Annotated in this window: 11 protein-coding genes; 5 read left to right on the forward strand and 6 right to left on the reverse strand. The window is 61.6% G+C overall.

Going from position 1 to position 11,625, the window contains the following annotated elements; all coding sequences use genetic code 11:
* Positions 1–191: 191 nt before the first annotated feature.
* The 6 genes from JHD73_RS15920 to JHD73_RS15945 form a co-directional block, all read right to left on the reverse strand.
* Positions 192–911 (reverse strand): ABC transporter ATP-binding protein, encoded by a 720-nt coding sequence (locus tag JHD73_RS15920; protein ID WP_199031238.1) that lies wholly within the window; start codon positions 909–911, stop codon positions 192–194.
* Positions 911–1,699 (reverse strand): ABC transporter ATP-binding protein, encoded by a 789-nt coding sequence (locus tag JHD73_RS15925; protein WP_199031239.1) that lies wholly within the window; start codon positions 1,697–1,699, stop codon positions 911–913. Before JHD73_RS15925 ends, JHD73_RS15920 begins: the two co-directional genes overlap by 1 nt.
* Positions 1,696–3,030, reverse strand: coding sequence for a branched-chain amino acid ABC transporter permease (locus JHD73_RS15930; protein ID WP_199031240.1), 1,335 nt, complete (start codon positions 3,028–3,030; stop codon positions 1,696–1,698). Before JHD73_RS15930 ends, JHD73_RS15925 begins: the two co-directional genes overlap by 4 nt.
* A complete protein-coding gene (locus JHD73_RS15935) occupies positions 3,031–3,978 on the reverse strand; it encodes a branched-chain amino acid ABC transporter permease (RefSeq protein ID WP_199031241.1) in 948 nt (315 codons plus the stop codon).
* A gap of 125 nt (positions 3,979–4,103) precedes the next feature.
* Positions 4,104–5,360 (reverse strand): branched-chain amino acid ABC transporter substrate-binding protein, encoded by a 1,257-nt coding sequence (locus JHD73_RS15940; protein WP_199031242.1) that lies wholly within the window; start codon positions 5,358–5,360, stop codon positions 4,104–4,106.
* Between the two features lie 229 nt (positions 5,361–5,589).
* On the reverse strand, positions 5,590–7,218 hold the full coding sequence (locus JHD73_RS15945; RefSeq protein WP_199031243.1) for a 3-(methylthio)propionyl-CoA ligase: 1,629 nt from the start codon (positions 7,216–7,218) through the stop codon (positions 5,590–5,592).
* Positions 7,219–7,549: 331 nt separating this feature from the next.
* Between JHD73_RS15945 and JHD73_RS15950 the strand changes: the two genes are divergently transcribed.
* From JHD73_RS15950 to JHD73_RS15970, 5 genes are all read left to right on the forward strand, one after another.
* On the forward strand, positions 7,550–9,133 hold the full coding sequence (locus tag JHD73_RS15950; protein WP_199031244.1) for a YdiU family protein: 1,584 nt from the start codon (positions 7,550–7,552) through the stop codon (positions 9,131–9,133).
* A gap of 140 nt (positions 9,134–9,273) precedes the next feature.
* Positions 9,274–9,660: a peptide-methionine (R)-S-oxide reductase MsrB gene (gene msrB, locus JHD73_RS15955; RefSeq protein WP_021194541.1), complete on the forward strand. Its 387-nt coding sequence runs from the start codon at positions 9,274–9,276 to the stop codon at positions 9,658–9,660.
* 44 nt (positions 9,661–9,704) lie between these two features.
* Positions 9,705–10,289 (forward strand): septation protein A, encoded by a 585-nt coding sequence (locus tag JHD73_RS15960; protein ID WP_199031245.1) that lies wholly within the window; start codon positions 9,705–9,707, stop codon positions 10,287–10,289.
* A complete protein-coding gene (locus JHD73_RS15965) occupies positions 10,289–10,561 on the forward strand; it encodes a BolA family transcriptional regulator (protein ID WP_199031246.1) in 273 nt (90 codons plus the stop codon). The genes JHD73_RS15960 and JHD73_RS15965 overlap by 1 nt, the downstream gene beginning before the upstream one ends.
* Before the next feature lie 23 nt (positions 10,562–10,584).
* Positions 10,585–11,394 (forward strand): peptidylprolyl isomerase, encoded by an 810-nt coding sequence (locus tag JHD73_RS15970; protein ID WP_199031247.1) that lies wholly within the window; start codon positions 10,585–10,587, stop codon positions 11,392–11,394.
* The last annotated feature ends 231 nt before the right edge of the window (positions 11,395–11,625 follow it).

Below are 11,625 nucleotides of genomic sequence, written 5' to 3' on the forward strand. Positions count from 1 at the left end.
TGGCTGAAACCTGCTACCGATTCAACCACCGTGACGAGGACTTGAAACCCTTACTGCGCAAGCTTCTGCAGGCAACCCCTACCCTCGAAATTCAACCCATTTTGGTCCGGTTTGGGTAGGAATTACCAAAGAAAAAGCCCGCACGGTCATCCATGCGGGCCACTCTTTAAGCTTGGCGCAGAGAACGAGGTTTAAACCTCCAGCCACTCCTGCCGGACCTTCGCATCTGCCTTCAACTGTTGGGGCGTTCCCTCAAACACAATCTGCCCATGCCCCATCACATACACCCGCTGTGAAATGTCGAGGGCAATCGCCAGCTTCTGCTCTACCAGCAGCACCGAAATCCCCCGCTCCTTGAGCGTTTTCAGGTACTCGCCCACCAGCGTCACGATCAGCGGTGCAAGCCCTTCAGTCGGCTCATCGATGATGATGAAATCCGGATCGCCCATGAGTGTGCGGCACAGCGTCAGCATTTGCTGCTCGCCGCCGGAGAGCACACCTGCCGGCGTGTTTTCCCGTTCCTGCAGTCGGGGGAACATGCGGTACATGTCTTCCAGCTGCCAACGCGGCTTCGGTTGACTCGGGTTGCGCTTTTCGCCCAGCAGCAGGTTCTGCCGCACGGTCAGCGTCGGGAAGATGTCGCGGTTCTCCGGCACGTAACCGATGCCTTGATGCGCCACCTCGAAGGTGCGCAGACCGCTCACGTTCTTGCCGCGCAGCAGGATCTCGCCTTCGTGCTTGACCATCCCCATGATGGATTTCGCCAGGGTCGAGCGCCCCACCCCGTTGCGCCCGAGCAGGGCGACGATCTCACCCTCGCCCACGTGCATGTCGACGCCGTGCAGGATGTGGCTCTTGCCGTAGTACGCGTGCAGGTCGCGCACCTCCAGCATTGGAGTATTCGTTGCCATCAATGCGCTCCTGCAGACTCAGTTTCGTTGGTATCCAGCGTGGTGCCGAGGTAGGCCTCCTTCACGCGGCGGTTGTTGCGAATGGCCTCGGGCGTGTCGGTGGCAATCACCTCACCGTAGACCAGCACCGAGATGCGATCGGCCAAGCCGAACACCACGCTCATGTCGTGCTCGACCATCACCAGCGTCTTGCCGACCGTCACTTTGCGGATCAGGTCGACCGCATGGTCGGATTCTGATCGGCTCATCCCGGCAGTCGGTTCGTCCAGCAAGATCACATCGGCTCCACCGGCGATGGTGATACCGATCTCCAGCGCGCGCTGCTCGGCATACGTCAGCATGCCCGCAGCCGCATCGCGCCGGTGCGTCATGCCGATCTGCTCCAGCACTTCCTCGGCGCGTTCACGTGCATCGCGCAATTCCGCCAGCTTGTGCCAGAACGAATACTTGTAGCCGAGCGACCAGAGCACTGCGCAGCGCAGGTTCTCGAACACCGTCAGGCGATGAAAGATGTTGGTGATCTGGAAGCTGCGCGACAGGCCCTTGCGGTTGATCTCGAACGGAGCAAGGCCGCTGATCTCTTCCCCATTCAGGCGCATGCTGCCCGAGCTGGCGGGGAAGCGGCCCGAGATCAGGTTGAAGGTGGTCGACTTGCCGGCACCATTCGGGCCGATGAGCGCGTGGCGCTCGCCTTTGCCGATTGTGAGGTTAACGCCTCGGATGATCTCGGTCTGGCCGAAACGCTTGCGGACGTCGCGCAGTTCGAGTGCTGGAATCGGTTGGCTCATGGTTGCGGCTCCTGCAAGGCGTTGTCCCAGGCGGTGCGCAGCTTGCTTACTGCGGCACGCAGGCCGAAGGCTCCCACCAGCCACAGCACGGCGGTCACAACCCACGGCATCCAGGTGGTTGGTTCGACAGACATGCCGAACAGCGTTGCCACGCCGCCCGAGCCCTCGTCCTGCACGGCGTAGATCATCTCGACGGTAGAAATCAGAGCCACCAGCAGGATGACCGCTGGCACGAATGCCACGCTGTAGGCCGGCAGCAGCGTCTTCAATTTGCCGCGTCGTGCAATCGGCAGATGCATCACCAGCAGGCTGGCAATACCACCGGGCGCATACATGACCATCAGCACGAAGAACAAGCCCAGATACAGCAGCCACGCCTTGGTAATCCCCGACAGCGCCACGGTAAAGAACACCGTGAGCACCGCACCGATGATCGGACCGAAAAAGCTGCCCATACCACCGATAAACGCGGCCAACAGCACCGCCCCCGAGCGCACGGCCGATACGTTCTCCGCCGTCACGATCTCAAAATTGATGCACGACAGCGCCCCAGCAATGCCCGCGAAGAACGCAGACAGGATCACCACCAGAAAGCGCACGCGCTGCGTGTTGTAGCCGATGAACTCCACACGCTCAGGGTTGTCTCGCACGGCGTTGGCGATACGGCCCAGCGGCGTCTGCGTCCACGCGTACATCAGCGCCATCGAGATCAGGCACCACGCGGCGATCAGGTAGTACACCTGGCGCGCCGGCCCAAAGGTAATGCCGGCAAGCGCATCACCGATGCTGCGGTTGGTCGACACCCCGCCCTCGCCGCCGAAGAAGTCCGGGAACATAAGCGCGCTGGCAAAGACCATCTCGCCGATACCCATCGTGATCATCGCAAACGTGGTGCCGGCCTTCTTGGTGGTCACGTAGCCGAAGATCACGCCGAACAGCGCACCGCCCAGGCCACCGACAATGGGGAGTAGCGCCACCGCCAGCGGCCCGGCAACCCCTAGCGTCTGCATGGCGCCAATCTTGTTGAGCAGGTGCACTGCCATGAAGGCACCCAGCCCAGCGTACACCGCGTGCCCGAACGACAGCATGCCGGACTGCCCCAGCAGCATGTTGTACGACAGCGCGAAGATGATCATGATGCCCATCTGCGAGAGCAGCGTGATGGCAAAACCCTGCGGCCAGATCAGCGGCAGGACAATCATCACCAGCGCAGTGGTGCTCCAGATCAGCCAGCGGGCGAGGTTGACGGGCTTGAACTTCATCGCGCGCGCACGATCATTGGCGGGCAATGCCCCTTGTTGTTGCGCTTGTTGGTGCATAGTGCGTTCCATTTAGCTCTCCCGCGTACCCATGAGCCCACGCGGGCGGAAGATCAGCATCAGCACCAGCAGCAGGTACGGCAGCACCGGCGCGACTTGCGCAATCGTCAGGTTCCAGACCGAGATGAGCGGTACGTCCGGATTGAGCGTGACACCGATCGCCTGCAGCACGCTCGTCACCGAAATATCCAGCGTGACGGCAAAGGTCTGAATGCATCCGATCAGCAGCGATGCGATGAAGGCGCCGACCAGCGATCCCATGCCGCCCACCACCGCCACCACGAAGACGATGGAGCCTACTGCCGCGGCCATCGACGGCTCGGTCACGAAGGCGTTGCCACCGATCACACCAGCCAGCCCAGCCAGCGCACAGCCGCCGCCAAACACCAGCATGAACACACGCGGCACGTTGTGGCCGAGCGCCTCCACCATGTCCGGATGCGTGAGCGCGGCTTGAATGACAAGGCCGATGCGCGTGCGCGTGAGCAGCAGGAAAATGCCCACCAGCATCAGCAGCGACACCAGCATCATGAAAGCGCGGTATTTGGGGAACGACGACGTGAACAGCGTGAACAGCGGGCCGTCCAGCATCTCCGGCACGCGGTACGGCACAGCGGGCAGCCCCCACACCAGCTTCACGCCTTCTTCAATGAGGTAAGCCAGGCCAAAGGTGAACAGCAGTTCGGCCACGTGACCGTAGCGGTGCACGGTACGCAGGCCAAAGCGCTCGACCACCGCGCCCAGCGCGCCCACCAGCAGCGGTGCCACGATCAACGCGCTCCAGAAGCCCAGATACCCGCTGACAACGTAGGCGAAATACGCCCCCAGCATGTAGAAGCTGGCATGCGCAAAGTTGAGAACGCCCATCATGCTGAAGATCAGCGTCAGGCCCGAAGACAACATGAACAGCAGCAGCCCGTAGCTGATGCCGTTCAAGAGATTGATGACTAGAAATTCCACGCTACAGCCCTCTCGGCAAGGCATGGACCATTCCGCGAAAATGCGGCACTGGTCCACGCCTTTCTCCGTTTAAAACATCGCCGCACGATAGCATCGGGCGGCCCTTTGGCGCACCATCTACCGTTTTACTGCGGCCGTTTCATTTGGCAGGAGGTCGGCTGCGACGCTACGTACTGGTCGAGCACGGCGTCGGTCTTCCAACCGTAGCCGGTGTTTTCCTGGTCGTACTTGACGTTCTTGCCGTTGGTCTTTTCCCAAGTGGCGATGTAGAGCGGCTGCTGACCCTGGTGGTCAGACGCGCGCATCTCGAAGGTACCGTTCAGGCTGTCGACCTTCATGCCTTCAAAAGCTTTGGCAACCTTGGCGGGCTCGGCTGACTTGGTCTGCTTGATGGCCTTGGCCAGCATGGCAATGCCGGTGTACGAGGCCATCAGGTAGAAGTCGTCGTTGTACTTCTTCTTGAAGCCATCGACGATGTCTGCGCCCTTGTAGCCGTCGTTGTTGACGTTCCAGTAACCGACAAATTTCACGTGGTCGGCACCGGCTGCGCCCATGGCGGTCGGCACACCGGTCGTGGCACCGTAGTACGTATAAAAGTTGGCGTTCAGGCCCGCATCCTTACCTGCCTTGATCAGCAGAGCCAGATCGCTACCCCAGTTGCCGGTGATGACGGTGTCCGCGCCCGACGACTTGATCTTCGAGACGTACGGTGAGAAATCCTTCACCTGTGCCAGCGGGTGCAGGTCTTCCCCCACGATCTCGATGTCCGGACGCTTGCGCTTGAGGTATTCCTTGGCCGCGCGCGCCACCTGGTGACCGAACGAATAGTTCTGGTTGATCAGGTAGACCTTCTTCACCTTCGGGTCCTTGGCCAGGTAGCTGGTCAGGGCTTCCATCTTCATGTCGGAGTTGGCGTCCAGACGGAAGTGCCAGTAGTTGCACTTGCTGTTGGTCATGTCCGGATCGACCGCCGCGTAGTTCAGGTAGATGATTTCCTTGCCCGGATTACGCTCGTTGTACTTGGCCACGGCATCTTCCAGCGCCATGCCAACGCTCGAGCCGTTGCCCTGCACGATGTAATGGATGCCCTGGTCGGCCACCTGCTTGAGCACGGTCAGGCTCTCCTGCGGCGAGAGCTTGTTGTCGAACCCCACCACCTCGAACTTGGTGCCGTCGCCAGCCCAGTTCTTCTGCGTGGCCATGTCGGCGATGTACTGCCAGCTGCGCAACTGGTTCTGGCCCAGTGCGCCCATGAGGCCAGACAGCGGATCGATCCAGGCGATCTTGACGGTTTCAGCGGCGGATGCAGCGGCGCTCCCCAGCGCTCCACCAATTGCCACCACACTTGCCACAGCCACAATCAACGGACGGAACTTCGTCATGCGTGTCTCCTTCAGGTGGTGGAGTCGCCGGCGAGTCACTCTCCCGCGTGCCATTGATGGGCACGTCGGCTGCTTGCGTCTCCAGGTTGCAACGCGCCCGGGCTTCATTCCGCCGCGCCCCTATTGCTGGTAGGTGCGTGGCGGCTGGCCCTGATCCGGTTGTCTTACGTCCGCCGTCCTCACGCCCGGCTTGTTGCCGGTGCGCGGGCGGCGGTTTCTGTTCTGGCTGCTAGGCCTGTGCGGCCGGGAACTGATAGTCCTTGAACTGCTCGCGCAGCTTGAGCTTCTGCATCTTGCCGGTGGCCGTGAGCGGAATCTCGGTGACGAACACCACGTCATCCGGAATCCACCACTTGGCGACCTTGCCCTCGAAGAACTTGAGCATTTCCTCACGCGTGAGTTCGGTGCCCGGCTTCTTCATCACCACCAATAGCGGGCGCTCGTCCCACTTCGGGTGGTAGCAGGCAATGCACGCTGCCATGTGCACGGCGGGGTGCGCAGCAGCAACGTTCTCCACGTCGATGGACGAAATCCACTCGCCGCCGGACTTGATCACGTCCTTGCTGCGATCGGTGATCTGCATGTAGCCGTCGGCGTCGATATTGGCAACGTCACCCGTGGGGAACCAACCGTCCACCAGCGGCGAATGATCGCCACGGAAATAGCTGTCGATGATCCACGGCCCACGCACGTACAGGTCGCCAAACGCCTTCCCGTCCCACGGCAACTCGTGGCCTTCCGCATCGACGATCTTCATGTCGACACCATAGATGGCACGCCCCTGGCGTTCGAGCACATGCTGCTTAGCTTCGTCAGACAGATCGGTGTGCTTGCCCATCAGCTTGCAGGTTGTGCCCAGCGGCGACATCTCGGTCATGCCCCAGGCGTGGATGACCTCCACGTCGAGCGATTTCAACGTGCGGATCATGGCCGGCGGCGCAGCCGAGCCGCCAATCACGGTACGTCGGAACGTCGAGAACTTGAGGTTGTTGCCCTGCACGTGCTGCAGCAACCCCAGCCACACGGTCGGCACACCGGCAGAGAAGGTCACCTTCTCCTGCTCGAACAGTTCGTAGATGGAAGCACCGTCCAGCTTCGGCCCCGGGAAAACCAGCTTGGCACCCACCAGCGGCACCGAATACGGCAGTCCCCACGCATTGACGTGGAACATCGGCACCACCGGCAGGATCACGTCCTGCGCCGAGCATCCCAGCGCATCCGGCAGCGCCGATGCGTACGAATGCAGCACCGTGGAGCGATGTGAATACAGCGCACCCTTCGGGTTACCCGTCGTTCCCGATGTGTAGCAAAGACTGGAGGCCGTGTTCTCGTCGAACTGTGGCCAGGTGTACTCCGCAGTCTGCGCATCCAGCAGCTCTTCGTAACAGAACATCGGCACGCTGGAGGTGGGCATGTGCGCGCGATCGGTCATCGCCACCCAGCCCTTCACGTTCGGGCAATGCGGTGCAATGGCTTCGATGAGCGGCACGAAGGTCAGGTCAAAGAAGACGTACTGATCGTCGGCGTGGTTGACGATGTAGGCGATCTGGTCCGGAAACAGCCGCGGGTTGATGGTGTGGCACACCGAACCCGAACCGGACACGCCGTAATAGATTTCAAGATGGCGATAGCCATTCCAGGCGAGCGTACCGACGCGCTCGCCGGGCTGCACACCCAGTGCGGCCAGCGCATTTGCCAGTTGTTTGGAACGATCCCGCACTTGCCGGTACGTGGTGCGATGGATATCGCCCTCGACACGGCGCGACACGACTTCAGTCGAACCGGAATTGCGCGCGGCATGTTCGATGATGGTCGAGATGAGCAAAGGGTTGCTCATCATTTGTCCCATCAGGGCCATGGTGTCTCCTAGAAAAACTGAACAACCGTTCTATTTTTTGGCCGATTGTTCCCGTGATCGTCTAACGCGTCAACGGGTTGTTGTTGTGCGCTGCCGCATCGGCCCCCATGTTTACCCGGCCATCTGAAAAACCCTGCGAACCGTTGTGGTGCAAGGGTTCGCAGGCTGCAGCTTTTTTTACTGCCAAGTACAATACGCGATAGCGTTGCTGCGTCTCAACATGGCGTTTTCCCCTACGCAGAGCGCATTTTTCTGCACCGCGGAATCCATAACTCTTGACGATTCAGCGCTGTTTTTGCGCAGTTTCCTGTGCTAATCGATCGCCCGATCCATGCCGACTTCCCCTGCTGTCCTGCCTGACGATTCCCTTATCAGCACATTCGACTGGTCGAGCCGCCCCGTCGCCGCGCCCGGATTCTCCGCACTGGGTGAACGTTTTCTGACGCGCCTGCCCCCCATGCCGATGTCCTCGGCGGGCACGCCGTATCTCGTGGGCTTCTCACCCGATGCGGCCACACCGTTGGGCATTGCGCGTGCAGAACTCGATACCCCTGCTGGCCTCGATGTGTTCACGGGCAACACGATTGCCGCATGGAGCGATCCGCTCGCCACCGTCTACTCGGGCCATCAGTTCGGCGTGTGGGCCGGTCAGCTGGGCGACGGCCGCGCGCTGCTGCTGACCGAGTTGCAAACCGCTGACGGCCCCTGCGAAATCCAACTCAAAGGCGCAGGCCGCACGCCGTATTCGCGCATGGGCGACGGGCGAGCCGTGTTGCGCTCATCCATTCGCGAGTTCCTGTGCTCGGAAGCGATGGCAGGCCTCGGCATCCCCACCACGCGCGCGCTGTGCGTGACCGGCACCGATGCCCCGGTGCGCCGCGAGGAGATCGAAACTGCTGCCGTCGTCACGCGCCTGGCGCCGTCGTTTGTGCGCTTTGGTCACTTCGAGCACTTTGCCGCCAACGAGAAGCTGCCCGAATTGCGCGCCCTGGCCGACTACGTCATCGACCGCTTCTACCCGGACTGCCGCACCGCACCACAGCCCTACCTGGCGATGCTGCGTGAAGTCGCGCGCCGCACCGCCGAGCTGATGGCGCAATGGCAGGCCGTCGGCTTCTGCCACGGCGTCATGAACACCGACAACATGTCGATCCTCGGCCTCACGCTCGACTACGGTCCGTTCGGCTTCCTGGATGGCTTCAACGCCAACCACATCTGCAACCACTCCGACACCGGCGGTCGCTACGCCTACGCCCAGCAACCGCAGATCGGCTACTGGAATCTGTTCTGCCTCGCGCAGGCCCTGCTGCCGCTGTTTGGCGAAGATCCCGACGTTTTCGTCGACTTGAGCGACGAAGCACAAGCGCAGCCCGCCATCGACGCCGCGCAAGACACGCTGCTCACCTACCGCGACGTCTACGGCGCAGCCTTCCACGCCCGCTACCGCGCCAAGCTGGGCCTGTCGACCGCGCAGGATGCCGATGAAACCCTCTTCGGCGATCTGTTCAAGCTGCTGCACACCCAGCGTACGGACTACACGCTCTTCTTCCGCCACCTCGCCGATGTGCGGCGTGACGACACACCCGCCGCGGCAGAAGCGCGCACGGTGCGCGACTTCTTCTTCGACCGCGCCGCCGCCGACGTGTGGCTGACCGCGTATCGCCAGCGCCTGCAGGCTGAGCCGCAATCGGATGCGGAGCGCGCGCCGGCCATGCACCGCGTCAACCCGAAATACGTGTTGCGCAACCACCTGGCCGAAATCGCCATCCGCCGTGCCAAAGAGAAGGATTTCTCCGAGGTCGAAAACCTGCGTGCCGTGCTGGCCCGCCCGTTTGACGATCACCCAGGCTTCGAGCACTACGCGCAGCCCGCACCGGATTGGGCGTCATCGCTGGAAGTGAGCTGCTCGTCGTAATACGACATGCGGTGCACGTGGTGCAGAGGAACTGACGCCGTGCTCTAATCCGCGCCTGTCAGGATCACCGCCGCAACACGACAAAACAACGTTGGCCGCCCACGAAGCCGCCAACGAGACCAACAAGGAGCCTCATCACCATGACTGTCCAGAAAACCAACGCCGAATGGCGCGACCAGCTCTCCGACATCGAATACCGCGTCACCCGCGAAGCTGCCACCGAGCGCCCCTTCACCGGCGAGTACTGGGACCACTGGGAACGCGGCGTCTACAACTGCGTGTGCTGTGGCACGCCGCTGTTCGAATCGTCGACCAAGTTCGACGCCGGTTGCGGCTGGCCGAGCTATTTCCAGCCCATCAACGGCGAGGTGATCGCCGAGAAAACCGACCGTTCGCACGGCATGCTGCGCATTGAAGTGCAGTGCAAGAACTGCGGCGCACATCTGGGCCACGTATTCGAAGACGGCCCCGCCCCGACCGGCCTGCGGTATTGCATCAACTCGGCTGCGCTAAAATTCGGCGATTGATCTTCCCTAATGGCCCGTATAGGCCCGCATAAGCGCGTTCCCGCATGAAATTCCTGTTCGATCTGTTCCCGGTCATCCTGTTCTTTGCTGCCTTCAAGGTGGCCGGTATTTATGTGGCGACCACCGTCGCAATGGTCGCCACCGTGCTGCAGATCGCCTGGGTGTGGTTCAAGCACCGCAAGGTGGACGCCATGCAGTGGCTGTCGCTGCTCATCATCGGCGTGTTTGGCGGCGCTACGCTCATCTTCCACAACGACACCTTCATCAAGTGGAAGCCGACGGTGCTGTACTGGCTGTTTGGCGTCGTGCTGTTGGGCAGCGTGGTGTTCGTTCGCAAGAACCTGATTCGCGCCATGATGGAGCAGCAGGTGTCGCTGCCCGAGTCGATGTGGGGCCGCCTGAACGCAGTCTGGGCGATTTTCTTCCTGGCCATGGGCTGCCTGAACCTGTACGTGGCCTACCACTTCGATACCGACATCTGGGTCAACTTCAAGCTGTTCGGCTCGATGGGCCTGATGGTGGTGTTCATCCTGGCGCAGAGCGTCTGGCTCGCGCGCCATATGCAGGAGCGCCCAGCAAATGCCACCGACGCTGCCGCCAATGACGCCAACATCGGGGACGACCGCTGATGGCCGCAGACCCGCGCGAAATCGAGCGCCTGCTGCGCGAGGCCTTCCAGCCCACTCACCTCGTCGTTGAAGACGACAGTGCCAAGCATGCCGGCCACGCCGGCGCGGCCTCCGGTGGCGGGCATTACAACGTCGATATCGTCAGTTCAGCCTTTGCAGGCAAGAGCCGCATTGCGCGTCATCGCATGGTGTATGATGCGCTGCGCACGCTGTGGCCCACCGCCATTCATGCCCTGGCGATCCGCGCGGTCACACCCGAAGAAAACGTCTGAGTCCTTCCCTCGAACGCAATCCCATGAAGATTTCCAGCCTTACCGCCAGCCTGCTGGCTGTTGCCCTTGCTGCGACCGCTGCTGTCACCGCTACCCCTGCCCTGGCCCAGAACGCTGCCGTGGTCAACGGCAAAGCCATCCCGAGCGCCAAGCTGGACGCGCTGATCAAGAAGTCGGGTCAGCCTGACTCGCCGGAACTGCGCAACCGTGCTCGCGACATGCTGATCGACCGCGAACTGATCGAGCAGGACGCCGCCAAGCGTGGCCTGCTGGAGCGCGATGACGTGCAAGAGCAACTCGCCTCTGCCCGCCTGAACGTGCTGGTGGCTGCCGAGTTCGAAGACTACGTCAAGAACAGCCCCGCCACCGAAGAAGAACTGCAGAAGCAGTACGAGAAGATCAAGGCCCAGTTCGGCAACGGCAAGGAATACCACGCTCACCACATCCTGGTGGACAAGGAAGCCGACGCCAAGGCCATCATCGCCAAGCTGAAGGCCGGTGGCAATTTCGAAGCCATCGCCAAGGCCCAATCGAAGGACAAGGGATCGGGCGCCAACGGCGGTGATCTGGACTGGGCGAATCCGGGCACCTACGTGCCGGAGTTCTCGGCAGCCCTCACCGGCCTGAAGAAGGGTGAGATCACCCAAACGCCGGTGAAGACGCAATTCGGTTGGCACGTGATCCGCCTGGACGACACGCGCGATGCGAAGATCCCGTCGTACGAGGAGGTCAAGCCGCAACTGCTCGAAATGATGATGGGCGACCAGAACTGGCAACGCACCAAGTTCCAGGCAATGCTGAAGGATCTGCGCGAAAAGGCGAAGATCCAGTAAGCACCGCCCCGCAGGGGGCAGTAGAAAAGGGGCCTCGTGCCCCTTTTTGATTTTTGGGCTCCAGATCGATCGCGTGCAACGCGAATCTCCTGCCCGGCCGATCAGGTATGCCCCAAAGCGCTTCTGAAGTGTTTGCTGAAAAGCAGTGAGATTTGTCTCATAATGTGCGCCCACGTGCGCCGGCTTTGCACTGCTTCGGTGCGCTCAAGAACGTCTGAAAACCAACCACGC

The sequence above is a fragment of the Ralstonia sp. ASV6 genome (assembly GCF_016429285.1).
Classification (GTDB): domain Bacteria; phylum Pseudomonadota; class Gammaproteobacteria; order Burkholderiales; family Burkholderiaceae; genus Ralstonia; species Ralstonia flaminis.

Bases quoted from the DNA above. Each gene is read 5' to 3' on its own strand.
- JHD73_RS15925 (WP_199031239.1), bottom strand. From the start codon at position 1,699: ATGAGCCAACCGATTCCAGCACTCGAACTGCGCGACGTCCGCAAGCGT.
- JHD73_RS15930 (WP_199031240.1), bottom strand. From the start codon at position 3,030: ATGGAACGCACTATGCACCAACAAGCGCAACAACAAGGGGCATTGCCC.
- JHD73_RS15950 (WP_199031244.1), top strand. From the start codon at position 7,550: ATGCCGACTTCCCCTGCTGTCCTGCCTGACGATTCCCTTATCAGCACA.
- JHD73_RS15920 (WP_199031238.1), bottom strand. From the start codon at position 911: ATGGCAACGAATACTCCAATGCTGGAGGTGCGCGACCTGCACGCGTAC.
- JHD73_RS15960 (WP_199031245.1), top strand. From the start codon at position 9,705: ATGAAATTCCTGTTCGATCTGTTCCCGGTCATCCTGTTCTTTGCTGCC.
- JHD73_RS15945 (WP_199031243.1), bottom strand. From the start codon at position 7,218: ATGGCCCTGATGGGACAAATGATGAGCAACCCTTTGCTCATCTCGACC.
- JHD73_RS15965 (WP_199031246.1), top strand. From the start codon at position 10,289: ATGGCCGCAGACCCGCGCGAAATCGAGCGCCTGCTGCGCGAGGCCTTC.
- msrB (WP_021194541.1), top strand. From the start codon at position 9,274: ATGACTGTCCAGAAAACCAACGCCGAATGGCGCGACCAGCTCTCCGAC.
- JHD73_RS15970 (WP_199031247.1), top strand. From the start codon at position 10,585: ATGAAGATTTCCAGCCTTACCGCCAGCCTGCTGGCTGTTGCCCTTGCT.
- JHD73_RS15940 (WP_199031242.1), bottom strand. From the start codon at position 5,360: ATGACGAAGTTCCGTCCGTTGATTGTGGCTGTGGCAAGTGTGGTGGCA.